Origin of the sequence: Dietzia sp. Die43 (genome assembly GCF_024519835.1) — a bacterium.
Taxonomy (GTDB): Bacteria; Actinomycetota; Actinomycetes; order Mycobacteriales; family Mycobacteriaceae; genus Dietzia; species Dietzia kunjamensis.
On the sequence record NZ_JALJRF010000008.1, the window covers coordinates 99,543 to 122,070 of the forward strand.

The window sequence follows — 22,528 nt, forward strand, 5'->3', positions numbered from 1 at the left end:
GTTCGCGTTTCATCACGATAGCGTAACGAGCGGACAGCGCCGGGGCAACGTGACCCTCGTGACATGCGGGAACGAGTCGACGACGACGAGGTATTCAGGTCACGTTTCGTTACATTCGCCACTCAGCCCTCACGAGTACCACGCGACACACCGGTCGTCGGCCCGGGCGGGCCCGCCCGTCAGACGGTCAGGCCGAATACGGCGCGGGCGGTGTCCGCGACCTCAGACACGAAGTCCTCCGGCGTCTGCCCCCGGACCTCGGCGATCGCCCGAGCCGTGTAGCCCACCAGGCCGGGCTCGTTGCGGGCGCCCCGGAACGGCTCGGGAGCCATGTACGGGGCATCGGTCTCCACGAGCAGCTGCCCGGCCGGGGCCAGGCGGGCCGCCTCGCGCAGGTGGTCGTTGGCCTTGAACGTGACGTTGCCGGTGAAGGACAGCACGTAGCCGCGGTCCAGCGCCTCTCGCGCCACCTCCAGCGGCGAGGAGAAGCAGTGGAGCATCACGTGCGGGATGCCCGAGCCCGGTCCGGCGACCTCCGCGAGCACACGCAGCAGGTCGTCATCGGCCTCGCGATTGTGGATCATCAGGCATTTGCCCAGGTCGGCGGCGAGCCCGGCGTGCCAGCGCAGCGACTCCTCCTGCTCGGCCGGGTCGGCGCAGCCGTCCATCTTCCCCACCCAGTAGTGGTCGAGGCCGGTCTCCCCCACCGCGACGACCCGCGGATGGGCGGCGAGTTCGCGCAGGCGCGCCCGCACCTGCTCGCCGCGCTCGGGGTCGGTGATCTCGGCGGCCCGGGTGGGGTGCACGGCCACGGCGGCGTACACCCGCTCGTCGGCTTCGGCGGCGGCCACGACGGCCTCGGACTCGGCCAGGTCATCGCCCACCGTGACCAGGGCCGCGACCCCGGCGAGCGCGGCGCGGTCTGCGGCGGCGCGCACCTCGTCGGCGGTGCGGTGTCCGCAGGAGTACAGGTGCGTGTGTGCGTCGACGAGCCCGGGTAGCGACTCGGGCAGGACGGGAGTGGGGCGGGGCTTGCGCTTACCCATACGGTCGCCTCAGTCCTCCTGCTGGATGGGCGCCCAGCTCGGCCCGGTCTCGGCCAACTCGGGGTCGACCTTGGCGAACAGCGGGCTGGGCTTGGCCAGCGGGGTGCCCGGGGTGATCTCGGTGCGCGCCCACCGCGCCTGCTCGGCGGCGTAGTCACCCATGATCACCGGGTAACTGCGGCCCGCGTCGGGCAGCCCCTCTCCGACGAGCTCGACCGGCATGTCGTCGGTGACCTCGTGCACCTGCGGGGCGGCGGCCCACACGCCCTGCCCGCCGATCGCGCCGTGGATCTGCTGCGCGGCGGACGGCAGGTACGGGGTGAGCAGCGTGTTGGCGTCGGAGACGACCTGCAGCGCGGTGTGCAGGACGGTGCCCAGACGCTCGCGCTGGTCGGGCTCCTTGGCCAGCTTCCACGGCTCGGTGGCGGCGATGTAGCGGTTGGCCGCGCCGACGATGCGCATGGCCTCGGTGGCGCCGGCCTTGAACCGCGAGCGCTCGAGGTGCGCGCCGACGGTGGCGAAGGCCGACTCCGCCTCGCGCAGCAGCTCGGCGTCGACGTCGGTCAGGGTGCCGGGCCGCGGGATCTCGCCGAAGTTCTTGTGTGCCATCGACACGGTGCGGTTGACGAGGTTGCCCCAGCCGCCGACCAGCTCGGAGTTGGTGCGGCGCACGTACTCGTCCCAGGTGAAGTCGGTGTCGTGGTTCTCCGGGCCCGCGACCGAGATGAAGTAGCGCAGCGCGTCGGGGCCGAACTCGGCCAGGAAGTCGCGTACGTAGATCACCACGCCGCGCGAGGACGAGAACTTGGACCCGGACATGGTGAGGAACTCGGACGAGACCACCTCGGTGGGCAGGTTCAGTGCGCCCAGCGCCCCGGGCTCGCCGCCGTGGGCACCCCGGCCGTCGTAGCCGATGAGCTCGGCCGGCCAGATCTGGGAGTGGAAGGTGATGTTGTCCTTGCCCATGAAGTAGTGGGACACGGCCTCGGGGTCGGTCCACCAGCGCCGCCACGCCTCGGGCTCGCCGGAGCGCCACGCCCACTCGATCGAGGCGGACAGGTAGCCGACCACGGCGTCGAACCACACGTAGAGCTTCTTGTCGCCGCGATCCTGCCACCCCTCCACCGGGATGGGGATCCCCCAGTCGATGTCGCGGCTCATCGCGCGCGGACGCAGGTCCTCGAGCAGGTTGAGCGAGAACTTGAGGACGTTGGGTCGCCAGTCCTTCCGGCCCCCCAGCCAGTCCCCCAGCGAGTCCGCGAGCGCGGGCAGGTCGAGGAACCAGTGCTCGGTCTCGATGAACTTCGGGGTCTCGCCGTTGATCTTGGAGACCGGGTTCTTCAGGTCGGCCGGGTCGAGCTGGTTGCCACAGTTGTCGCACTGGTCGCCGCGGGCGCCGTCGTCACCGCAGATGGGGCAGGTGCCCTCGATGTAGCGGTCCGGCAGGGTCCGCCCGGTGGACGGGCTCACCGCACCGGTGGTGGTCTTGGCGACCATGTAGCCGTTGGCGCGCAGGCCCCGGAACAGCTCCTGCACCACCGCGTAGTGGTTCCGCGTGGTGGTGCGGGTGAACAGGTCGTAGCTCAGGCCGAGGCCGGCGAGGTCGTCCACGATGACGCGGTTGTAGCGGTCCGCGAGCTCCTGGACCGGCACGCCCTCCTTCTCGGCCTGCACGAGCAGCGGCGTGCCGTGCTCGTCCGTACCCGAGACCATGAGGACGTCGTTGCCGGCCATCCGCTGGTAGCGCGAGAAGACGTCCGACGGCACCCCGAACCCCGAGACGTGTCCGATGTGCCGGGGGCCGTTCGCGTACGGCCATGCGACCGCGGTCAGGACTGTCTTCGCCATGGGCTACAGACTAGTGGTCACGTCCGCGGGGGCCGGGACCGCGTCAGGCCTCCTCGGCCGCGGGATCCCGCGAGAGTGATTTGTGGATGGACACGCACAGCGCGATCAGCACCAGCACGAACGGCGAGGCGGCGATGATCGTCATGTTCTGCAGGCTCGACAGGGCGTCGCCGCCGCCGTCACCGGCCACGAGCATGATGATCGCCACGGCGGCGGTGAACGATCCCATGAGCATGACGAGCCAGCGGGTCGGCTCCTCCACGCCGCGCTGGGCCATTCCGCCCATGACGATCGACGCCGAGTCCGCGGAGGTGATGAAGAAGATGGCGATGAGGACCATCGCCACCACCATGAGCACGGGCGCGAGCGGCAGCTCGCGGAGCAGGTTGAACAGCTGCGGCTCGAGTGACCCGTCGCCGAAGACGCTGCGTCCGGCCTCCTCGAGATAAAGCGCGAAGCCTCCGAAGATGGAGAACCAGATCACCGACAGGGTGCTGGGGATCAGGACCACGCCGATGATGAACTCGCGCACGGTGCGCCCACGGCTGATGCGGGCCAGGAACATGCCCACGAACGGCGACCAGGAGATCCACCACGCCCAGTAGAAGACCGTCCACCCGGAGAGCCATTCGGCGGCCTCACCGTTCTCGCTCACCGCGGTGCGCGAGGCCATGTCGAAGAAGTTCGAGAAGTAGGTGCCGATCGTGGTGGGGATGAGGTCGAGCATGAAGAACAGGGCGCCGGAGAAGATCGCCACGAACAGCGCGAGCGACACCGCCAGGATGAGGTTGATGTTCGACAGCAGCTGGATGCCGCGGCTGATTCCGGAGGCAGCCGAGGCGAGGAACACCAGGCCCAGGACCACGATGACGCCCACGACCAGGGCGATGCCGCCACCGCTGACCGCGCCGGTCTCGTTGAGCCCGGCGCGGATCTGCAGGGCGCCCAGGCCGAGCGAGGCGGCGGTGCCGAAGATCGTCGCGAGGATGGTCGCGATGTCGAGGACTCTCCCCATCCACCCCGCGGCCCGCTTCTCGCCGATGAGCGGGACGAAGGCCTGGGAGATGAGGTGGCCGCGCTTGAAGCGGTAGGCGGCCAACGCGAGCGCGAGCCCGACGATCGCGTACATCGACCACGGGTGCAGGGTCCAGTGGAACGTCGTCGTGGCCATGGCCACGTCGTACTGCTGCTCCTGCCCCGGCGGCGGCTCCTGGAAGTGGGTGAGTGGCTCGGACACGCCGTAGAACATCAGCCCGATGCCCATACCCGCGGCGAACATCATGGCGATCCACGACCGCGTGGAGAATTCCGGCTTCTCGTCGTCACCGCCCAGGCGGATGCCGCCGAACCGGGACAGGGCCAGGTAGATCGCGTAGACCACGACTGTGGTCGAGACGAGGATGAACAGCCATCCCACCGTGTCCACCACCAACGAGAACGCCTCACCGGCAGCGTTCTCGAACGAATTCGTGTAGAACGAGCCCCAGAGCACCACGATGAGCGCGATGGTCGTGGTGGGCACGAGGACCGTGAAGTCGACGCCCGGACGGGGCCCGCGCACAGGGTCCTCTGGGCCGTCATTCGACGCGTCGAAAGCTTTCTCTCGTGACTTTGGCATACGTCGAACCCTGTCAACAATCTAAGGTGAGCGCAAGATAATAACGCGCTTATCGGACCCTGGCGTGGGTTCGACGCCCCGGGGTGGCACGATCGGACGGTGCCCGATTCCACCCCCACCGTGCCGGCGCTCCTCCGCGCCCTCCACGAGCGGTCGCGGGCCCTCGGGATCGGTCCCCCGGCGGCGTTCCTCGGCGACTGGTGCGGCTCCCCGGCGGTGATCATCCCGTCCGTGGACCTGCGGCCGACCCGGCCCGAGCAGGTCTTCTCGGTGGCCGGCGACCTCGTCGTCGTCGGGTTCCGCTCCTTCCCCGACCACGTACCGGACGACGCCCCCCTCCTGCCCGCGGCGGTCCGCGGCACGGCCACCGGCAGGCTCACGCTCGCCCCCGACGGCCGGTGGCGGGGCGACGGCACCGCCCCCGACCCGCACGAGGTGGTCCGACGGTACGGACCGCCGTCATCCGGGGGCGTCGGTGACGACGAGGGCGTTGGCGACGACGGTGGCGACGACGACGAGGTCGGCATCCCCCTCACCTGGGCCGCCCCCGACCGACGCGCGCACAGACGTGCCGTGGTGGACTGCCTCGAGGCGATCCGCGCCGGCGAGGTCTACCAGACCTGCCTGAGCACCCGCCTCGACGGCAGGCTCCGCGCGGACCCGCTCGAGACGTTCCTCTCCCTGGCCCGCCGCGCCCCCGCCGCGCGGTCGGCGTACCTCGAGGGCGAGTGGGGCGCGGTGCTGGCCTTCTCCCCCGAGGAGTTCCTCGTGCGCACCGGCGACGACGTCCGCACCAGCCCCATCAAGGGCACGGTGCCCGCCGACCGCGACCCCGCCGAGCTCCTCGCCTCCGCCAAGGACGTCGCGGAGAACATCATGATCGTCGACCTCGCACGCAACGACCTCGGACGTGTGGCGGACGTGGGTTCGGTGAGGGTGTCCGACCTGCTCGCCGTCCGTCCCGCGCCCGGCGTCCACCACCTGGTCTCCACCGTCACGGCGCGGACCTCGGTGGACCACGACGCCCTCGTGGCCGCCACCTTCCCGCCCGCGTCGGTCACCGGGACCCCCAAGCAACGTGCCCGGGAACTCATCGCCGGCTGGGAGCCGCGGTCCCGCGGCCTGCACTGCGGCACCTACGGGTTCGCGACCGCCGACACCCTCGACCTGGCGGTGGCCATCCGCACCCTCGAGGTGGCGCCGGACGGCCGCTGCGAACTCGGGGTGGGCGGCGGGATCACCATCGACTCCGACCCGGACGCCGAATGGGACGAATGCGTGCACAAGGCGGCGTTCACCTGGGGCGGCGGGCCCGCGCCCTGGCTCTGAGCCGCCCCGCCCCTCAGGCGCGTGAGTCGAGCACGGCCTGGTAGAGGTCCCGCTTGGTCACCGCCGACCCCTCGGCCACGGCGGCGCAGGCGTCCTTGAGCCGCTCCCCCGCCTCGACCCGCTCCTCGACGATCTCCACGAGGTCCTCGAGAGTGGCGGTCGACCCGGCGGCGTCGGCACCCTCGACCACCACGACGATCTCCCCCAGCACGCCGCCCGCCGTCCGCTCGGCCAGCTCACCCAGGGTCCCGCGCAGGACCTCCTCGTAGGTCTTGGTCAACTCCCGGCACACCGCTGCCCGGCGGTCAGCGCCCAGGACCTGCGCCGCCTCGGCGAGCGTGTCGGCCAGGCGGTGCGGGGACTCGAAGAACACACACGTGCGCTCCTCCGCCGCCAGCCGGGCCAGCCACGTCCGGCGTCGGCCCGGGCGTCGCGGCGGGAACCCGTCGAAGCAGAAGCGGTCGACCGGCAGCCCGCTGAGCACGAGCGCCGTGGTGACCGCCGACGGACCCGGCAGACACGTCACCGGGAGCCCGGCCTCGATGCACGCCACGACCAGCGAGTACCCCGGGTCCGACACCGCCGGCATCCCGGCGTCGGTCACCACCGCCACCACGTCCCCGGCGCGGACCCGCTCGACCAACTGGGGCACGCGACCGGCCTCGTTGTGCTCGAAGAAACTCATCACCCGCCCCCCGATGGTCACCCCGAGGGCCGTCGAGAGGGAACGCAGCCGGCGGGTGTCCTCCGCTGCCACGATGTCGGCGGTCGCCAGGACCTGCCGCAGCCGATCCGAGGCGTCAGCCGGGTTCCCGATGGGGGTGGCCGCCAACACGACACGTCCGGACGTCATGACGACCACCCTATCGGTGGCCGGGCGCATCCCCGCCCGGCGCGCGGTCCCCACTATGCTCTGCCTGTGACCTCGACCATCGGCGTGCGCTCACCAGGACGCCCGCTGCCCGCCCCCGACACCGGCCCGGTCGACACGACCCGCGACCTGATCGCCACCGGCGTCATCCTGGTCCTGGCGTTCCTCTCCCGCTTCTGGGGCCTGACCTCGGCCACGGACAAGGGCACCCCGGTCTTCGACGAGAAGCACTACGCACCGCAGTCGTACAACGTCGCCCAGCTCGGCATCGAGGAGAATCCCGCCTACGGCCTGGTCGTCCACCCGCCCGTCGCCAAGCAGATCCAGTCCATCGGCGGCATGCTCTTCGACTACTCCCCCCTGGGCTGGCGGTTCACCGCGGCCCTGGCAGGGGTGCTCGTGGTGCTCATGGTCATGCGCATCACCCGGCGCCTGACCCGGTCCACCCAGCTCGGCCTCGTCGCCGGGCTGCTGCTGTGCCTCGACGGCGTCAGCTTCGTGACCTCCCGCATCGGCATGCTGGACATCTACCAGGTGCTCTTCGTCGTCGCGGCCGCCGGCGCCCTGTTGGTGGACCGCGACCAGATGCGCGCCCGCATGCACCGGACCGCCCTCGAGGGCAGGCTCCACCTGTCGAGCCTGGGACCGCGACTGGGATTCCGCTGGTGGCGCTTCACAGCCGGCGTCATGCTGGGCCTCGCCCTCGGGGTCAAGTGGTCCGGCCTGTACTTCATCGCCTTCTTCGGTGTGATGACCGTGGCGTGGGACTGGGCTCTGCGCAGCCGTTACGGGGTCCAGCGCCCCCTCGCGGGCGCACTGCTGCGCGACGCGGTGCCGGCCTTCCTCACCCTCGTCCTCTGGCCGGCGATCCTCCACATGTTCACGTGGCTGCCCTGGTTCGCGAACGAGAACTCCGTGTACCGGCACGTCGTGGGCGACGAGGTCGAGGACAACTGGCTGCCCGACTCGGTGCAGTCGTGGCTGTACTACCAGTCGTCGGTCCTGGACTTCCACTCCACGCTGACCACCTCCGCCGGGAACCGGCACCCCTGGGAGTCCAAGCCGTGGACCTGGCCCATGAGCCTGCGACCGATGCTCTACTACGTCGAGCAGGGCGAGGGCATCGCCGGCTGTGGGGAGACCTCGTGCGTCCGCGCGATCATGCTCCTGGGGACCCCCGCCATCTGGTGGCTGGCCGTCCCCGTCCTGGCGTGGGCGTTCTGGCGCGCAGTCATCTGCCGTGACGGCCGCTACGCGTTCCCACTGGTGGGCTACATGGCCGGCTATCTGCCGTGGTTCTTCCAGCACGACCGCCAGATGTATTTCTTCTACGCCTCGGTCATGGCGCCGTTCTTCGTCATGATGATCGCGCTCGTGTTGGGCGAGATCGCGGGCAGGGCCACCGACTCCCCCCGGCGGCAACTCATCGGTCGTGCGATCGTCAGCCTGTACCTCGCGCTGGTCGTGGTGAACTTCATCTACGCGCTGCCCATCCTCTCGGGGATGCCCATCACCCAGACCGAGTGGAGTCACCAGCTCTGGCTACCTTCCTGGCGCTAGCGCAGTCGCCCCCGCGAGGTCCCCACCCGCACGTGGATCCCGCCCCCTGAGCATGTGCTGATCACCGGCTCGGCGCCGTCTGATCCCCGCGCCCCGCGGCCGGGGACGAGGTGTCGCAGACGGTGTGCGGTCAGTACCGTCGCGGCAGTGAACGAGCTATCCCTTCCCTTCGCCGATCTCCCGATGAGCGACGTGACCCAACAGTGGCTGGTCGAGAAGCCGGTCATGATCGCCCTGTACCTCGTGCTGGCGCTGCTGGTGCGGTGGGTGCTCCACCGGGGCATCGACCGGATCACCGCCCCGTCGAAGAACGCGTCCCCGTCCTCGTGGCGGCGCCGCCGACAGGAACGGGCCGACCGGCGCGCCGGCGCGCACACGGTCGAACTCGACCCCGACGGCGACCGCGGTGAGGTCACCGCCGACGAGAGTGGCGGTCTCACCGCCGCGAGTCTGAAGAAGAACAGTCGACGACGCTCCGCGGAGCACGTGCGGACCGAGCATCGACGCGCGGAACGGCGGGCACAGCGGATGGCCACCATCGGGTCGGTGCTCAAGTCGATCGTCTCGTTCGCCGTGCTCGTGTGGGTGGTGCTGCAGACCCTGGCCATCGTCGGCGTCAACGTGGCGCCCTTCATCGCGTCCGCCGGGATCGTCGGCGTCGCGCTGGGCTTCGGCGCCCAGGCCCTCGTCCGGGACTTCCTCTCCGGTCTGTTCATGCTCTTCGAGGACCAGTACGGCGTCGGTGACTGGGTCGACCTGGGCGAGGCCGAGGGCACGGTCGAGCACGTGGGACTGCGCGTCACCTCACTGCGGGACCTGCACGGGACGCTCTGGTACTGCCGCAACGGCGACATCGCCCGGGTCGGGAACTACAGCCAGGACTTCGGCGTCGCGTTCCTCGAGATCCCCGTGTCCTACACCGCCGACGTCGACCGGGCGTGCACCGTGGCCATCGAGACCGCCAGGCAGGCGGCGTCCGAGGAGCCGATCGCGTCGAACCTCATCTCGGGCCCGGAGCTCCAGGGCGTGAACGCGCTGGACGCGGACTTCTGGTCCCTGCGGATGACCGCGGTGACGCAGGCCAACACCCAGTGGGCCACCGAGCGGGAGCTGCGGCGCCGCATCCGCAACGCCTTCGACGAGGCCGGCATCGACGCCCCGTACCCGGACGGCCTCCCGGTGTCCGCGATGCGTGCGATGGCCTCGGGGTGAGGCCCGCTAGCCGCCCAGCACCCTGTCGATGCTGAACCGGCCGGCGCCGACCGCCGCCACGAGCAGCGCCCCCACCCCGAGCGCCACCACGAGTTCCCAGCCGTTCTGCGTGATGAACGGGCCGTTGGTGGCGTGGACGAAGTAGAACGCGCCGGCCATGTCCACGCCGAGCAGGATGCCCGCGAGCGGGGTGAGAAGCCCGGCGATGAGGGCGGCCCCCGCCACCAACTCCACCCCGGCGACGATCGCGGCGGTGACGGCCGGCTGCGGGATGCCGTAGCTCGAGAACTGCTCGGCCACCCGGCTCAGGCCGAGGGTGAAGAACTTCTGCCACCCGTGGGCCGCGAACACCACCCCGAGCCCGACACGGGCCAGGAGGATCGCGGCGTCCCGGAGGGTCTCCATCCCCCTCACGGGAGGATGTCCCGGCCGGCCTTGGCGAGTCGGCGGTGGAGGGCCATCATCGCGATCCGGTAGAGCGGCGGGGCGAACTTCTGCGCGGCGAAGCCGATGCGGACGTCCGGGGAGGTGTAGACGAGGTAGCGCCCCTTGCGCACGCCCTCGAGCATCTTCTCGGCGGCCTGGTCCGGGGTGACCGCGTGGCGCCGGAACTGGTCGACGGTCCTGGCCACCTCGGGATCGGACCTGTCGACGCCCGCGATCTCGACGGTCTCCACGAGCGGGGTGTCGACGCCGCCGGGGCAGACGAGGTGCACGCCGATGTCGTACGGCGCCAGGTCGAAGCGCAGGACCTCGGCAACGCCGCGGATCCCGAACTTGGCGGCACTGTAGGCGGCGTGCCACGGCAGGCCGAGCAGACCGGCGGCGGACGAGACCAGGACGAGCGCGGCGGGCTTGCGGGCGGTCATCATCGCGGGCACGAACGCCTCCACCACGTGGATGGTGCCCATGAGATTGACCTCGACCATCGACCGCCAGATCCGGTGCTCGAGCAGATCCGGGCGGCCCCAGGCCGAGTTGCCGGCCACGTGGAAGATCGCGTCGGGCGCACCGCTGTCGGCCACGACGCGCGCCCCGAACGCCATCACGGCCTCGTGGTTGGTGAGATCGAGCGCCTCGGCCACGAGCACGGGCGCACCGGCGTCCCGGCAGGCCTGTTCGGCGGAGGCCAGCCCCTCGGCGTTGAGGTCGGTGAGCACCAAGCGGGCGCCCTCATCCGCGAGCCGGAGGGCCGCCGCGCGACCGATCCCGCTGGCCGCGCCGGTCACCACGCAGACCCTGCCCCGGTAGTTCTTGATCCGTCGCCTCGACATCTACTCCCCCACGTCCGGGCCCGGATCGAAAAGCGGCGGGCCACCCGATGTGATCACCGTAGCGGCCCGACGGGGCACGTGAGGCGGGGACGGGCGGGCGCGTCCGCTCTACACGGGTGGCGTGGGGCTCGTCGCCTGGCGCGTGTCGTGGCCGCCGCGGGCGGGGATCGGCGGGACGTACTCGCGCAGCACGCAGCGGCTGCCGCTGTAGATGGTGGCCATACAGCGGTTGCAGTGCACGCACAGCGACCGACGCCGGTCGTCCTCCTTGAGCTTGTTGGGCAGGTCGGGCTCACGCAGCAGGCCTCGGCCCATGGCGACGAACTCGAAACCGGCCCCCATCGCCTTGTCGATGGACGGCCGGTCGACGATCCCGCCGAGCAGCATCATCGGCAGGTCCACGGCCTCGCGGATCTGCCGGGCGTCGTCGAACATGTACGCGTCGGTGTACGGGTACTCCTTGAACATCTTCGGACCCACGACCTTCATGCCCATCTTGATCACCGCGGGCTGGGTGGCGGCGAACTCCTCCAGGGGCGCGGCGCCCTTGAACAGGTAGATGGGGTTGAGCAGGGAGCTGCCGACTGTCATCACCAGCGCGTCGGCGGAGCCGTCCTGCTCGAGCCACTGGGCGACCTGGCGGGCCTCGTCGATCCAGAACCCACCGGGCACGCCGTCGTCCATGTTGAGTTTGATCGTCACCGCGATCTTGTCGCCCATGGCGTCGCGGATGGCGCGGCCGATGCGGCGGGCGAAGCGGGCGCGGTTCTCCAGCGATCCGCCGTAGGAATCCTTGCGCCGGTTGAGCTTGGGGCTGAGGAACTCGCTGACGAGATAGTTGTGACCGAAGTGCACCTCGATGGCGTCGAAGCCGGCCTCGTGGGCACCGCGGGCGGCGCGGACGTGGTCCTCCACGATCCGGTCGATGTCCGCCTCCGTGCACGGCTTGGTGATGGCGAGACCGGTGGGCGCCGGGATCCGGGACGGCCCGAGCGGGGGCAGCCCGTTGGAGGAACCGTTGGCGACGGCCCCGGCATGTCCGACCTGGGCGGAGATCGCGGCGCCCTCGGCGTGCACGGCGTCGGTGAGCTTGCGCAGCATGCCGCCGTCGTCCATGCCCCAGTGGTACTGGTGCTTGTCGGTGCGGCCCTCGGGGGAGGTCGCGAGGTAGGCCACGGTCGTCATGCCCACGCCGCCGCGCGCGTACTCGGCGTGGAACTCGATGAGCTCGTCGGTGATGCGCCCCTTGGGACAGCGCCCCTCGAAGGTCGCGGCCTTGACGATGCGGTTGCGCAGCGTCACGTTGCCGATCTTGCCGGGGCTGAAGACGTCGGGTGCGGGTGTTCCGGGCGCGAGACTCATGAGCAGAACTATAACCTGTTCCACCCACCCCGTCCCCTGTCTGGCCAGCGCATTTGCCACGAATCGCCGCAGGCACGCTACACCGGGCGGCGCTACCGCCCGCCACCTGCGGACCATAGGTAGGCCTTACCCGCTGGAGGCGCCCGTGCCGATCTCCACGAGAGGCACGCCGCAGGCGATCGTCACGATCCCGTCATCCCTACCGGCGAGCGTCCGAGGCACCGGCGACCGCGCTCCTGATGTGGGCCGCGAGCACGGCCAGCGCTGACGCGCCCTCCGGGGTGCCCGCCACGACCGGGAAGCAGTGGATCATCCCGGGCCAGACCCGTAGGTCGATCGTCGCGCCACGCGAGCGGCTGGCCTCGACGAAGCGGCGGACGTCGTCGACCACGAAGTCGTCGCCGCCGCACACGATCGCGATCGGTGGCGCCGATTCGTCGAGGGGGCGCCGGGCGGGTGAGACCCCCGGGTCGTCGACCGGGACGTCCCCGGCGTAGGCATCGCGACAGGCGCAGGCCAGCCTCGGTGGCGTGCGCGGGTCGAACGCGCCGCGCCACCGGGCCGCGCCGGTCTGCCGCCCCGGGCCGGTGGGCCCGGCGAGGTCGACCCAGGGGCTGACCAACGCCAGGGCGGCCGGGCGCTCCCCACGGCGGCGGAGACGATCGAGCAGCCCGAGGGCGAGGGCGCCGCCCGCGGAGTCCCCGGCGACGGCGACCCGCTCTGCACCGCCGACGCGCTCGGCGAGATGACGGAATGCCACCTCGGCGTCATCGAGGGCGGCCGGGTACCGGTGCTCGGGCGCGAGTCGGTAGTCGGGAACATAGGCGGTCGATCCGGACATCCGCGCGAGCGTGGTCGCCATGGTGGCGTGCGAGTCCGGGGAACCGGCGACATAGCCACCACCGTGCAACACGAGCAGACCCGGGGCATCCGCCGGCCCGTCGATCCAGAGCCCGGGGACGGGAGCGCCGACCGCCGGCCGGGCCACCCGACGGGATCCCGTGGCCCGCGACGCGCCGGTGGCGACAGCGCGCATCACCCGGATCCACCTGTCGTCGAACGGGGCGACGGTCAACACGGGTCGGATGAACAGTCGCAGGCCGAGGCGTTGAAGGCGGGCCGGCAGGCTCGGCCTGCGGGTGAGGGTGATCCGCCGGTCGGCCTCGGTGACCAGACGACGCGCCAGCAGGGCGACCAGGGCCTCGAGGACCCGGGCTGCCGCCGCTCCGACCGCCCGGTCGGACGTCCGGATGGCGCACTCCCACTCGAGCTCGCCGCCACCGCCTGGCAGGGCGCGCACGGTGACGGCGCCGGGGTGACGTCGGCCGAGCCCGCGCAACGGCGCAGGCGCCCACTCCCGCCACCGCGCGGCGTCGGAGGCGAGGGAGAGCACGTCGCCGGGCTCGGCTGAGAAGCGTTCGACGACGGTGAAAGAGTGAACGGCCACTGCCCCAGCTCACCACAGAGCCAGCTCACCACAGCCCCAACTCACCACAAAGCCAGCTCACCACAGCGCCAACTCACCACAAAACGGAAGGCCGTCCCCGCTTGCGCGGAAACGGCCTTGAGAACTCGTAGTCCTTGGGTGGAGCTAAGGGGAATCGAACCCCTGACCTTCTCGATGCGAACGATGGACAACTCACCTGGTCATGGCCCGGAAACGACCTGACCAGGGGTTTGTCATGTTGGCGTTGTTGGCCAGATAGGGGTGGACACGGGAGGTTTGTGTCCAAAGCGTGTCCACGGATGCCAGTTTGCGGCACCCTGGCCTCATGCTCTCAAACATCACGCCTGAAGAAGTCCGCGACCACCTCGTGGCAGAGATTGCACACGCTCGGGCCGATTGGGAGACCGCCAAGAAATCGGACCCGGTGGATGATTCGAATGCCAACCGGGCATCCGGTCGACTCGACGGCCTCATGCGAACCCTCAGGAAACTAGACCATGACGAGTTCGACCGCCAGCGCGAGGAGAGGCAGAAGCAAGTGAGCGCCGTTCTCGGTGTAGAGGACGCCGACGGCGAAGACTGACACCTTCCCTCCCCCACCACGTCGGGCCGACCGCGCATACGGACGGCGTGACGCTGACGTACCGCTTCGCCGGTCCTGACGGCTAAGAGGTTCCCTCCGCCGCCGGAGTCGTCGTCATGTACGTGAAGGACCATTCGACCCGGCACTTCCCGGAGTCCGCCGCCTCCTACCCCCAGCCCGTGACGCCGACGGGTCCGTGGTGGTTGGGCGGAGAGCGACTACTTCCGCAACTTGGGCAGGTAGAGGCCCCACTAGGGCATGACCGTCAGTTCTCCCGACGACCAACAACTGCCACTTCGTCAGACGTCGCAAACTAACCGTTGCGCGCCCTTGACACGCGGAACGCCGGCTGTGGATAACCCTGTGGATTGCTAGGGGATTCGCTTGGGCAATTCCTTTCCTACCTCGGCAGTTACGGTTAAGGAACCACTTCCGGGCAGGCAGGCGGCACCGTGACCAGCGGTTTCGCTCCGCACCTACGCCCATTCCGCATGCCAGCAACGTGATTCTCGTATTACACACCTGTGTTTTCCCAGTTGGGGACTATTTTCGGGGCCGCCACAGGGGTTACGCGGTGTGTCGGGGACTGTGTTTATGCTCGAACCATGATCTTCGCTTACATCGACGACACCGGGGACGACGGCGACCCCGCCAAGAACGGGGCCACCAACTGTTTCGGCCTCGGTTGCCTGCTCATCGAAGCGGAGTCATGGGCGGAAGTGCACGAGAAGACTGTTCAGTTCCGCAAGACCATCCGGGACAGTTTCGGCGTACCCGTCCGTTCCGAGCTCAAGGCCAACTACCTGTTGCGTTCCAGCGGAACGCTCAAGCATCTCGACCTCTCACCGAGTCAGCGAAGTCTGATCTACCGCTATCACTTTCGCCATCTTGACCGACTTGGTGCGCTGGCGTTCGCAGTCGTAGTTGATAAGACCAAGGAATGGAAGTCGCCCCAAGCGTGCCGAGAGCAAGCGTGGAGACTCATGATCGAAAGGCTGGAAACCCACTCTCGGAAGACTGGCCAGCAAATTATGGTCTTCCACGACATCGGTGAGAACGACCTAGTCCGCCGGAGTATCCGCCGCAGTCGGAAGTTCCTGCCCGTGGGCAACCGCTATGGAGGCGGGTATACGGTTCGGCAGGCGGACCGCATCATCGAAGACCCGGTTCCTCGCGATTCCGCCCACTGCTACTTCATCCAGATGGCCGACTTGGTCGCCTATGCTGGCTTCCGAACTTATCTGCCTCCGGGTAAGGGTGTCGCCCGGGTCTGCCCCTCCACGATGTGGGGTCACCTCGGTGGGGCGATTCATAAGCCCGTCAATATGTATTCCGGAGGAACACCTGGCGTCCTCGTGCGGCCTTGACGGCTGCAAAAGGGAAACCCCCCACCGCGAGGTGGGGGGTCGGAAAGTACCTACCCCGAGCACTGGCTGGATCGGCACTTGCGTTCACTGTAACCCCTTCCCCCTTCCGCATGTGCAGCAACCTCCGGGTTGACTGATTAAGCCCTAGTGAACGGATGCGGGGGCCTCATAGTGGCGGCGGCTTGGGCCAGCCACCGGTGGTCGTCGTCGGTGATCTCTAGGACGCCGCCGCCCACCACCCTCGACACCACGCGCACGATGGCCAGGGCGATGGCCGCGTCCGGGTACTGACTGTGTGGGACCGGGCCGATCCTCCGACGGAGGAGACGGCCAGCGGCGTGGCCCAGCCGGTAAGCCTGGTCCACCTCATCGTCGGTGACCGGCCGTGCCAGGGCGGCCTCCAGGGCGGCGCGGAAATCACTCATCTTCGGTCACCTCCGCCGGTCGGCCCTTCTGGAGGCGAAACGTGAGACCGCCGTGTTCCGGGCCGATCCACTCCCCCGGCACCTCCACGGCTTGTCCGGCCTGGAGGGCGTCAGCGGCATGAATGGCCGGGTTCGTCGTCCCCGCCATCTCGCCGTAGAGCCTCATCGTCTCCAAGAACCGCCCCGTGAGGAACTGGTCCACCTCGGTGTTCCGGGACAGCGGGTTACGCGGTTGCCTGGGCATCTCAGCGGCCCTCCCGATTCCACCGCGCGCGGGCGGCTCGCTGGTGACGGACGGACTTACCGACCGTCTCCTCCTCCAGGCCGATGGAGGCGACCATCTTCTCCACCGCCGCTTCGGTCTGCCGGACTTCACCGGCAAGTTCGACCACACGCCGGGAGGATCGGGACCCGTCGGCCAGAACAGTCTCCAGGACGGCCCGGAGGGTGTGGAGCCGGTTCTCCGCCGCCTCCACCTTCGCCAGTGTGGCCTCCTCGGCGGCGGAGAACTCCAGCCCTTCAGCCAGGTCAGTGCGGAGTCGGCGGACCAACTTCCGGCCCGGTGTCATCGCGGCCATCTCGGTACTCCTTGTGTGATGCCGGGGTCTCCGGCGGATCCAGTACCCCTGGGGGTCTGCGTTGCAATGCTCACGGCCTGGCGTGCAATGCCTAGCCGTAAGCCGGTGCCGTGGGGGGAGGGGACCCTCCCCTGGGTCTCGTCGTTCTCCCCGGTCAGGCGTGGTAGCCCGCGCCGACGACGGAGGCGTCACGTCGTCAGCGCGGGTGCTCATCACGGGGTGGTGATATCCAGCGCGATAGCGGAGTCCGGGCTGGCCACGCCGAAGGCGACGCCCATCTTCGCGCGGACCATCGTGGCGTCCTTCGAGAACGCCGCGTCCGTGGATGCCACGACCTCCGCCTCCCCGGTCCGCACGGTGACCAGACCACGACGGGCGGTGACCCAGATGGTGCCCTCCGGCATGTAGGGGCTGGTCCGCAACTCCAGGCCAGCCAGCCGTCCCACGATGTTGGCCTTCCCGTCCAGGCCAGGCGTCCCGTTCGAGACGTCCAGTTCCACCAGGCCCTTCTGGGATCCGCTGGCCTCCTTCAGTTGCCGGACCTTCAGGAGGTCGGCGGGGTGCATCGTGATGCTGTCCGCTACCAGCCCGTCAGGCGACCCGTTCAGGTGGGAGATGGCTGCGTAGATCGGATCCAGGTTCGTCAGCGGACCGACGGGCAGGACCTCCAGGTCGGTCCGGTCGGCCAGACCCTGGGGAGCCTTCGACCCCACCGCCTTCGCGGTGAAGAACGCGGTGTCGATCTGGCGGACGATCTGCTGGCGGAGGTCGGAGCCGTGGAGGTTGACCAGGTCCTGGGTCTGGGAGTAGACCGCCTCATTCGAGATCGTCGCCAGCCCGGCCACCTTCGCCAGGATGACGTCGTCGGTTTCCACGTCCAGCGCGGACTGGGGGATCTCCTCCAGTTCGGACACCCACGCGGCCGACGTGTGACCGGCCAGGCGCGGGATCTGTACGCGGTAGGAGTTGGACGTGATGGTGGTGGCCACCTGGAAGGCGACGGAGTCGCGTTCGATGGCCTGGATGAGACCGACACCGAACTCCTTCAGGAGTCCACGGTTACCGGGGTCAGCGAGTAGGAAAGGCATGATTGCCCCTTTCAGAGGATGGATGACAAACGGGACCGCCGCCATCGACCACCACGTGGGAGGCGTCCTGCCTTTACCGCTGTGGAGGGCGGCGATTACTGCTGGTCCCGCTCGGGATCTGCCCGTCGAGGCGGGGCACCTGCCCCTGGGTTCCGATGGTCGGCGGTTCGAGTCATCTAGTGCGCCGGTGTGGAAGGTGGTGACGGCGGACGGGGCACCTGCCCCGCTACCGGCCGCCAGCCACACACACCACGTGTTCCCATCGGTGGAACACTTCCGACTTTACGCCGCGTCCTCTACGGACGTCTAGTTCTCACGCGGCGGACTTCTCCGCCATCGGAAACGTGGTCCCCCGCGCGTGGTATCCGGGGTCGCCAGGCCCCAGCACCGGGAAGAAGGTCCCCGCCAGGACACCGGCGACCTTCGCCCGGGGCGTGGCCTCCGTCCACGCCCGACACTGGGCCAAGACCGGGCAGGACCGACACACCGCCGTGGCATGGTCCAGGCGGGCCTGTAGCGCCGCGCCCTTGTCCGTGATGCTGCCTGGCGGGTCGTGAAGCGGCGCATGACCCGCACAGGCGGCCTCCGCCGTCCACTGGCCTGGAGGGTCCAGGAGGTAGGCGAACGTGGCCGACGGGGCACCCGTGCGGCTCACTGGTCATCCTCCGGATAGAGATTCCGGTGGGAGTCCGCTTCCCGCTGGAGTTCTCCCAGGACGTTCGTGGCCTTCTCCCAGAAGGCGCGCACAACCGCCGGGCCGTTGGAACCCTCCACGGTGAACCCTGGAGGGAGGGCGTCGTCAGCGTTCCAGTCAGCGTCCATCGTCTTCTCCTTCGAGTTGGTAGGGCTGGTCCAGTGGGACCACGCCGGCCTCCGTTACAGTGACGCCGTCGTGGACGGCGGCAGACTCCGGGAAGTTCCACCGCCACGCCTCCAGGCCCTCCTGGATCGTGTTGGCGAATACCAGGAGGGCCTGTCCGAAGGACAGGATCCCGGAGGGCATCCCCGGCCACGTGACACTCCGCTGGCGGGGATCCTCCGCCGGGTCGGTCGGCGGTGGGGTGTACCGGTGGTCCTCCGGGATCCGTGCCACGTAGGGCTTCGGTGGGATCTCCGTGATGCGGAGACGTCGGCGGCTCATCGTCGCCACCCCGCATCCACAGCGTCCTGGTGCTGGCCCTGGAACGCCCGTTGGAAGTGCCACAGCATGTCGATATCCACGGCCGGGTAGGCCCTCGGGTAGTCGCGGTGAAGCGGTGGCCCAGTGAGGACCTCACAGTCCACGATCCGGGCAACCGGGACGACCAGGGACCGCCCCATGCGCTCCCCTGTCAGCGCGGACACCAGGGCCACGCGGACGGCCACGTCGGTCGCCGCCTCCACCACTCCCACGGGACACTGGCCGTCGGCGGTGCCGATGGCGACCCAGTCCCCTTCGTTGAACAGTTGCATCGTGCTTCCTCTCGATTCCTCCGCCGCCTCATGCACCGGAGGTTCTATCTGCCGGACGTATCCAGCGGTTGACCTGCTTCTTCTTCTATTTGCCGTTCTGCCGCCCTATAAGGCGGCGGCAGATACTCACGGGGTTTGCCGCCGCACAACGGCAAACGGCGGCAGAACGGCAAACACCCCTATGCCGGGCGGTGGAACATGCCCCGGTCGGCCCCTCCAGGGGTGTCGGCGGGCGGGATGGCGGCGGCCTCCAGATCGGACTCCGCCTCCCGGGCCGCGAACTCGGGAGACAGGGACAACAGACGCGCCGCCCCCTTGGCCTCCACCTGAAGACGGCCGTCTTCCATGGCGGTCTCCACCGTCTTCCGGATCACCGCCCGGGCCTTGCCCGTCAGCCGGTGGAGGGCCTCCACGGTCTCCGTCTTGCCGACCTGCCCCTCGTGGGTGCGGAAGAAGTCGGACATAGCCCGCTCGATGGCGGACCGACGGACCTGGGCGCGACTCTCACCGGTGACCGACAGGTCCAACCGGCCCCGGGCGTCCATGAGGATCTGGCGCTCCCCTTCGTCCACGCTCCGCCCGTAGGCGGAGAAGAACCGATCCGATCGCGGGTCGTCCTTGTTCTCACGTGAGAGACGCCAGTTGGCGTCCGGCCAGTCCAGGATCACCGACGACCCACGGGCACGTTCCCCGTTATGGCCCGCGTGATGGACCACCACACCCTCTACGGCGTGGGTGGCGTCCTCGGGGGCCATCTCCTTCAGAAGGGCATCGAAGCCCCGGAGGAACTTCCCGACCTCCCTGTCCTCATCCAGCCCGATCCCATCCAGCACCGGGCGGAGACAGTCCAGGATCACCACGTCGAACCCCTGGAGGCGGGAGGCCCACATAGCCCGGACGTGGGAACTGGTCAGGTCGAACGTCCCCGCCGCCCCGCGCATGGGCACCACTCCGATGTTCTCGGGGTGCTTGACCCCCTGGGTGCGGAACTGGCGGCGAAGCATTGCCTCATCCATTTCCGTGTCGATCACCGCCACTTTCAGCGGACCCTGGACTGGATGACCCAGGAACGTCGTCCCGTCGGCCAGGGCGCGGGCCAGGTTCTGGACCACGGTCGTTTTGCCCGCCTTGTACTGGGCTGCCAGGACCACTCGGCCACCGACCGGCCACAGCCCGGAGACTCGATAGACCACCGGGTCGTCTGGCTCCTCCAGCATCACGTCCAGACCCTTGACCTCCGGAGTGATCGCACCGATGAGGGTGGCCTCCTCCGCCGCCAGCGCACGACTCACCTCATCGTTGGCCTTACGGCGTGCGGTCTCCTCACGGACCCGCTCCTCGTGGGTGCGGGGCCTGTATCCACCCCGTAGTCCCAGGGCGGTGGCCTTGGCCTCCGCGTTGCGCTGGGCGGCGTCGGCCTCCGCCTGGCGGAGCGCGATAGCCCGTGAGTAGTCGTACTTAATCACGCCACCGCCTCCGGATCCTTGGCCTGGGCGTCGATCCACGCCCAGAGCGTGGACGGGTCGTACCGAACGGACTTGCCAAACTTCATGTAGGCCGGACCCCGGCCCTGGTGCCGCCAGAAGGCCAGGGTGCCTACGGGGATCCCGGTGGCCTCCGACACCTCCCTGGCACTCATTGGCCGCTCACGGTATGCGCTCATTATTGTCCCTCTTTCGCTCAGTTCTGCCTTCCCCTGCATCCAGAACTACGCGCTTGTCATTCACTGCGCAAGCCTTTTTTGTCCCGCGATAGTTCGTTATTGTTTTCACCATGGCTCAAACGAAGAAGGACCCCGGCCCCACGGCTCAGACCGTGGCGGCGAATATCCGCACGTTGCGCACCCTCCGGGGGATGTCCCAGGCGGACCTGGCCGCCGCCCTGACAGAGCGTGGCCACGACGTCCCACCCATCGGGATCCGGCGCATGGAGAAGTGTGAGCGCGCCGTGACCGTGGACGACCTCATGGTGTTGTGCCTGGCGCTGGACTGCTCCCCCGTCGCCCTCCTGGTGCCCCTTCCGGGCCGGGACGGCTGGGAGGGGGCCACGAAGGTCACCGGTGTGGACGATGAGGTCACCCCAGAATCGGTGTGGAACTGGGTCACTCAACACCGGCCGGTAGCCCCGGCCATGAAGATCCCCGGCGACCAGGTGGAGTTCCACCGGCCGTCCGCCACCCCGGAAGACGATGAGGAGGACTGACCCATGGCCACGATCACGCGCTACGCCACCGCCAGCGGGGAACGCTGGGAAGTCCGCTACCGGACCCCGGAGGGTAAGACCACGCGCAAGCGGGGGTTCACCACGAAGCGGGACGCCTCTGCCTTCGCCACCTCCACGGAGCACTCCAAGTCCACCGGCGCATACGTCGCCCCGTCGGCCGGACGGGTCACCGTGGCCAGCGTGGCCGCCCGGTGGGAGTCAGGTCTGGCGGGCCTGGCGGCGAAGACCCGGGAGACGAACCTGTCCGCCTGGAGGACCCACGTGGCCCCGCGCTGGGCAGAGGCCCCCGTGGGCAAGGTGAAGCCGTCAGCGGTGCGGACGTGGGTGACGGAGATGGCCGCCGCCGGTGTCGGTGTGGCCACCATGGAGAGGGCCACCGGAGTCCTCCGCCAGGTGCTGGCCGTGGCCCTGGAGGACGGACACCTAGCCAGCAATCCCGCCGCCGACGTCCGTGTCCCCCGCCGCCAGCACCGGGCGCGCGGGTACCTGTCCCACGCGCAAGTAGAGGCCCTGGCGGGACGCCTGGAGGCCGACGACGCCGCCCTGGTCCGGTTCCTGGCCTACACCGGCCTACGGTTCGGGGAGGCGGCGGCGCTCACGGTGGCGAACGTGGACATGCTCCGCCGCCGCGTCATGGTCCAACGGTCGGTCACGGAGACCGGCGCAGGCATGGAGTGGACGCCGGGGAAGACCTCGGAGCGCCGGACGGTCCCCTTCCCCGCGTTCCTGGCCGATGACCTGGCCGCGCTCATGGTCGGCCGGTCCCGGCATGCCCTGGTGTTCACCGGCTCCGGTGGGGCGGTGATCCGCCTGAACAACTGGCGACGGCGGGTGTTCCTCCCGGCCGTGATGGCCGCGCGGTTCGATGATCCGGACTTCCCGGAGGTGACGCCGCACGACCTCCGGCACACCGCCGCCTCCCTGGCGATCTCCGCCGGGGCCAACGTGAAGGCCGTCCAGACCATGCTGGGCCACGCGTCGGCCGCCATGACCCTGGACACCTACGCGGACCTGTTCCCGGACGACCTGGAGGCGGTGGCCGCGCGGCTGGATGAGGCCAGGGCCGCGTCCATCGGGACATTCCGTGTCCAAAGTGTGTCCACGGAAAGCGAAAAGGCCGTCCCCGCCTGAGCGGAAACGGCCTCTGACCTTGCGGTACTTGGGTGGAGCTAAGGGGAATCGAACCCCTGACCTTCTCGATGCGAACGAGACGCGCTACCAACTGCGCTATAGCCCCTCGCCGCC

General features: G+C 69.4%; 25 protein-coding genes and 1 tRNA gene. 7 read left to right on the forward strand and 19 right to left on the reverse strand.

The window, feature by feature from the left end:
- Positions 1-179: 179 nt before the first annotated feature.
- From NR111_RS08575 to NR111_RS08585, 3 genes are read right to left on the reverse strand one after another with little or no spacing between them, the layout of a single operon-like run.
- A complete protein-coding gene (locus NR111_RS08575) occupies positions 180-1,046 on the reverse strand; it encodes a TatD family hydrolase (protein WP_256820569.1) in 867 nt (288 codons plus the stop codon).
- Positions 1,047-1,055: 9 nt separating this feature from the next.
- A complete protein-coding gene (gene metG / locus NR111_RS08580) occupies positions 1,056-2,894 on the reverse strand; it encodes a methionine--tRNA ligase (protein WP_256820570.1) in 1,839 nt (612 codons plus the stop codon).
- Between the two features lie 43 nt (positions 2,895-2,937).
- Positions 2,938-4,455 (reverse strand): BCCT family transporter, encoded by a 1,518-nt coding sequence (locus NR111_RS08585; RefSeq protein ID WP_256820571.1) that lies wholly within the window; start codon positions 4,453-4,455, stop codon positions 2,938-2,940.
- A gap of 156 nt (positions 4,456-4,611) precedes the next feature.
- Here NR111_RS08585 and NR111_RS08590 point away from each other — a divergent pair, with 156 nt between their 5' ends.
- Positions 4,612-5,841, forward strand: coding sequence for an aminodeoxychorismate synthase component I (locus tag NR111_RS08590; RefSeq protein ID WP_256820572.1), 1,230 nt, complete (start codon positions 4,612-4,614; stop codon positions 5,839-5,841).
- A 13-nt stretch (positions 5,842-5,854) separates the two neighbouring features.
- Here NR111_RS08590 and rsmI read toward each other — a convergent pair whose 3' ends face one another.
- Complete coding sequence (rsmI, locus tag NR111_RS08595; protein WP_256820573.1) at positions 5,855-6,694, reverse strand: 16S rRNA (cytidine(1402)-2'-O)-methyltransferase; 840 nt, start codon at positions 6,692-6,694, stop codon at positions 5,855-5,857.
- A 66-nt stretch (positions 6,695-6,760) separates the two neighbouring features.
- Here rsmI and NR111_RS08600 point away from each other — a divergent pair, with 66 nt between their 5' ends.
- Together NR111_RS08600 and NR111_RS08605 are read left to right on the forward strand one after the other, a co-directional pair.
- Entirely contained in the window at positions 6,761-8,272 is a 1,512-nt protein-coding gene (locus tag NR111_RS08600) for a dolichyl-phosphate-mannose--protein mannosyltransferase (RefSeq protein ID WP_120283937.1), read from the forward strand.
- A gap of 183 nt (positions 8,273-8,455) precedes the next feature.
- Entirely contained in the window at positions 8,456-9,484 is a 1,029-nt protein-coding gene (locus NR111_RS08605; protein WP_256820614.1) for a mechanosensitive ion channel family protein, read from the forward strand.
- A 6-nt stretch (positions 9,485-9,490) separates the two neighbouring features.
- Here NR111_RS08605 and NR111_RS08610 read toward each other — a convergent pair whose 3' ends face one another.
- From NR111_RS08610 to NR111_RS08625, 4 genes are all read right to left on the reverse strand, one after another.
- On the reverse strand, positions 9,491-9,889 hold the full coding sequence (locus NR111_RS08610) for a DoxX family protein (protein WP_096907104.1): 399 nt from the start codon (positions 9,887-9,889) through the stop codon (positions 9,491-9,493).
- A 5-nt stretch (positions 9,890-9,894) separates the two neighbouring features.
- On the reverse strand, positions 9,895-10,758 hold the full coding sequence (locus NR111_RS08615; protein ID WP_154828319.1) for an SDR family oxidoreductase: 864 nt from the start codon (positions 10,756-10,758) through the stop codon (positions 9,895-9,897).
- 108 nt (positions 10,759-10,866) lie between these two features.
- A complete protein-coding gene (locus NR111_RS08620; protein WP_256820574.1) occupies positions 10,867-12,120 on the reverse strand; it encodes an NADH:flavin oxidoreductase in 1,254 nt (417 codons plus the stop codon).
- 199 nt (positions 12,121-12,319) lie between these two features.
- Positions 12,320-13,567 (reverse strand): alpha/beta hydrolase fold domain-containing protein, encoded by a 1,248-nt coding sequence (locus NR111_RS08625; RefSeq protein ID WP_256820575.1) that lies wholly within the window; start codon positions 13,565-13,567, stop codon positions 12,320-12,322.
- Positions 13,568-13,892: 325 nt separating this feature from the next.
- On the opposite strand from NR111_RS08625, the gene NR111_RS08630 reads away from it, so the two are divergent.
- Entirely contained in the window at positions 13,893-14,150 is a 258-nt protein-coding gene (locus tag NR111_RS08630) for a hypothetical protein (RefSeq protein ID WP_256820576.1), read from the forward strand.
- Positions 14,151-14,755: 605 nt separating this feature from the next.
- Positions 14,756-15,517 carry a DUF3800 domain-containing protein gene (locus NR111_RS08635; RefSeq protein WP_256820577.1) on the forward strand — a complete coding sequence of 254 codons (762 nt, stop codon included), beginning with the start codon at positions 14,756-14,758 and terminating at the stop codon, positions 15,515-15,517.
- A gap of 137 nt (positions 15,518-15,654) precedes the next feature.
- Here the strand turns inward: NR111_RS08635 and NR111_RS08640 are convergent, their stop codons facing one another.
- The 10 genes from NR111_RS08640 to NR111_RS08685 all read right to left on the reverse strand — a co-directional run bounded on the left by NR111_RS08640 (position 15,655) and on the right by NR111_RS08685 (position 20,699).
- Positions 15,655-15,942 carry a hypothetical protein gene (locus NR111_RS08640; RefSeq protein ID WP_256820578.1) on the reverse strand — a complete coding sequence of 96 codons (288 nt, stop codon included), beginning with the start codon at positions 15,940-15,942 and terminating at the stop codon, positions 15,655-15,657.
- On the reverse strand, positions 15,935-16,186 hold the full coding sequence (locus NR111_RS08645) for a hypothetical protein (protein ID WP_256820579.1): 252 nt from the start codon (positions 16,184-16,186) through the stop codon (positions 15,935-15,937). The genes NR111_RS08640 and NR111_RS08645 overlap by 8 nt, the downstream gene beginning before the upstream one ends.
- A 1-nt stretch (position 16,187) precedes the next feature.
- Positions 16,188-16,520: a hypothetical protein gene (locus NR111_RS08650; RefSeq protein WP_256820580.1), complete on the reverse strand. Its 333-nt coding sequence runs from the start codon at positions 16,518-16,520 to the stop codon at positions 16,188-16,190.
- A 212-nt stretch (positions 16,521-16,732) separates the two neighbouring features.
- Positions 16,733-17,608, reverse strand: coding sequence for a phage major capsid protein (locus tag NR111_RS08655; RefSeq protein WP_256820581.1), 876 nt, complete (start codon positions 17,606-17,608; stop codon positions 16,733-16,735).
- A gap of 313 nt (positions 17,609-17,921) precedes the next feature.
- Positions 17,922-18,263 (reverse strand): WhiB family transcriptional regulator, encoded by a 342-nt coding sequence (locus NR111_RS08660; protein ID WP_256820582.1) that lies wholly within the window; start codon positions 18,261-18,263, stop codon positions 17,922-17,924.
- Positions 18,260-18,430: a hypothetical protein gene (locus tag NR111_RS08665; RefSeq protein WP_256820583.1), complete on the reverse strand. Its 171-nt coding sequence runs from the start codon at positions 18,428-18,430 to the stop codon at positions 18,260-18,262. Before NR111_RS08665 ends, NR111_RS08660 begins: the two co-directional genes overlap by 4 nt.
- Complete coding sequence (locus NR111_RS08670; protein ID WP_256820584.1) at positions 18,420-18,749, reverse strand: hypothetical protein; 330 nt, start codon at positions 18,747-18,749, stop codon at positions 18,420-18,422. The genes NR111_RS08665 and NR111_RS08670 overlap by 11 nt, the downstream gene beginning before the upstream one ends.
- A complete protein-coding gene (locus NR111_RS08675) occupies positions 18,746-19,060 on the reverse strand; it encodes a hypothetical protein (protein ID WP_256820585.1) in 315 nt (104 codons plus the stop codon). The genes NR111_RS08670 and NR111_RS08675 overlap by 4 nt, the downstream gene beginning before the upstream one ends.
- A 179-nt stretch (positions 19,061-19,239) precedes the next feature.
- Entirely contained in the window at positions 19,240-20,526 is a 1,287-nt protein-coding gene (locus NR111_RS08680) for an AAA family ATPase (protein ID WP_256820586.1), read from the reverse strand.
- The gene (locus NR111_RS08685) at positions 20,523-20,699 is read right to left on the reverse strand and encodes an AlpA family transcriptional regulator (protein WP_256820587.1); all 177 of its coding nucleotides are present in this window, start codon (positions 20,697-20,699) and stop codon (positions 20,523-20,525) included. The genes NR111_RS08680 and NR111_RS08685 overlap by 4 nt, the downstream gene beginning before the upstream one ends.
- A gap of 134 nt (positions 20,700-20,833) precedes the next feature.
- Here NR111_RS08685 and NR111_RS08690 point away from each other — a divergent pair, with 134 nt between their 5' ends.
- Positions 20,834-21,262, forward strand: a complete 429-nt coding sequence (locus NR111_RS08690; protein WP_256820588.1) for a helix-turn-helix domain-containing protein — start codon at positions 20,834-20,836, stop codon at positions 21,260-21,262.
- Positions 21,263-21,265: 3 nt separating this feature from the next.
- On the forward strand, positions 21,266-22,414 hold the full coding sequence (locus tag NR111_RS08695) for a site-specific integrase (protein WP_256820589.1): 1,149 nt from the start codon (positions 21,266-21,268) through the stop codon (positions 22,412-22,414).
- A gap of 33 nt (positions 22,415-22,447) precedes the next feature.
- On the opposite strand, the gene NR111_RS08700 is transcribed toward NR111_RS08695, so the two are convergent.
- A tRNA-Ala gene (locus NR111_RS08700) sits at positions 22,448-22,520 on the reverse strand.
- Between the last annotated feature and the right edge of the window lie 8 nt (positions 22,521-22,528).

Excerpts from the sequence above, each read along its gene's own strand:
- NR111_RS08605 (WP_256820614.1), top strand. The coding sequence starts at position 8,456 with ATGAGCGACGTGACCCAACAGTGGCTGGTCGAGAAGCCGGTCATGATC.
- NR111_RS08675 (WP_256820585.1), bottom strand. The coding sequence starts at position 19,060 with ATGCAACTGTTCAACGAAGGGGACTGGGTCGCCATCGGCACCGCCGAC.
- NR111_RS08655 (WP_256820581.1), bottom strand. The coding sequence starts at position 17,608 with ATGCCTTTCCTACTCGCTGACCCCGGTAACCGTGGACTCCTGAAGGAG.
- NR111_RS08575 (WP_256820569.1), bottom strand. The coding sequence starts at position 1,046 with ATGGGTAAGCGCAAGCCCCGCCCCACTCCCGTCCTGCCCGAGTCGCTA.
- NR111_RS08650 (WP_256820580.1), bottom strand. The coding sequence starts at position 16,520 with ATGGCCGCGATGACACCGGGCCGGAAGTTGGTCCGCCGACTCCGCACT.
- NR111_RS08640 (WP_256820578.1), bottom strand. The coding sequence starts at position 15,942 with ATGAGTGATTTCCGCGCCGCCCTGGAGGCCGCCCTGGCACGGCCGGTC.
- metG (WP_256820570.1), bottom strand. The coding sequence starts at position 2,894 with ATGGCGAAGACAGTCCTGACCGCGGTCGCATGGCCGTACGCGAACGGC.
- NR111_RS08685 (WP_256820587.1), bottom strand. The coding sequence starts at position 20,699 with ATGAGTGCCAGGGAGGTGTCGGAGGCCACCGGGATCCCCGTAGGCACC.
- NR111_RS08615 (WP_154828319.1), bottom strand. The coding sequence starts at position 10,758 with ATGTCGAGGCGACGGATCAAGAACTACCGGGGCAGGGTCTGCGTGGTG.
- NR111_RS08635 (WP_256820577.1), top strand. The coding sequence starts at position 14,756 with ATGATCTTCGCTTACATCGACGACACCGGGGACGACGGCGACCCCGCC.
- rsmI (WP_256820573.1), bottom strand. The coding sequence starts at position 6,694 with ATGACGTCCGGACGTGTCGTGTTGGCGGCCACCCCCATCGGGAACCCG.
- NR111_RS08690 (WP_256820588.1), top strand. The coding sequence starts at position 20,834 with ATGGCTCAAACGAAGAAGGACCCCGGCCCCACGGCTCAGACCGTGGCG.
- NR111_RS08645 (WP_256820579.1), bottom strand. The coding sequence starts at position 16,186 with ATGCCCAGGCAACCGCGTAACCCGCTGTCCCGGAACACCGAGGTGGAC.
- NR111_RS08630 (WP_256820576.1), top strand. The coding sequence starts at position 13,893 with ATGCTCTCAAACATCACGCCTGAAGAAGTCCGCGACCACCTCGTGGCA.
- NR111_RS08665 (WP_256820583.1), bottom strand. The coding sequence starts at position 18,430 with ATGGACGCTGACTGGAACGCTGACGACGCCCTCCCTCCAGGGTTCACC.
- NR111_RS08620 (WP_256820574.1), bottom strand. The coding sequence starts at position 12,120 with ATGAGTCTCGCGCCCGGAACACCCGCACCCGACGTCTTCAGCCCCGGC.
- NR111_RS08610 (WP_096907104.1), bottom strand. The coding sequence starts at position 9,889 with ATGGAGACCCTCCGGGACGCCGCGATCCTCCTGGCCCGTGTCGGGCTC.
- NR111_RS08670 (WP_256820584.1), bottom strand. The coding sequence starts at position 18,749 with ATGAGCCGCCGACGTCTCCGCATCACGGAGATCCCACCGAAGCCCTAC.
- NR111_RS08695 (WP_256820589.1), top strand. The coding sequence starts at position 21,266 with ATGGCCACGATCACGCGCTACGCCACCGCCAGCGGGGAACGCTGGGAA.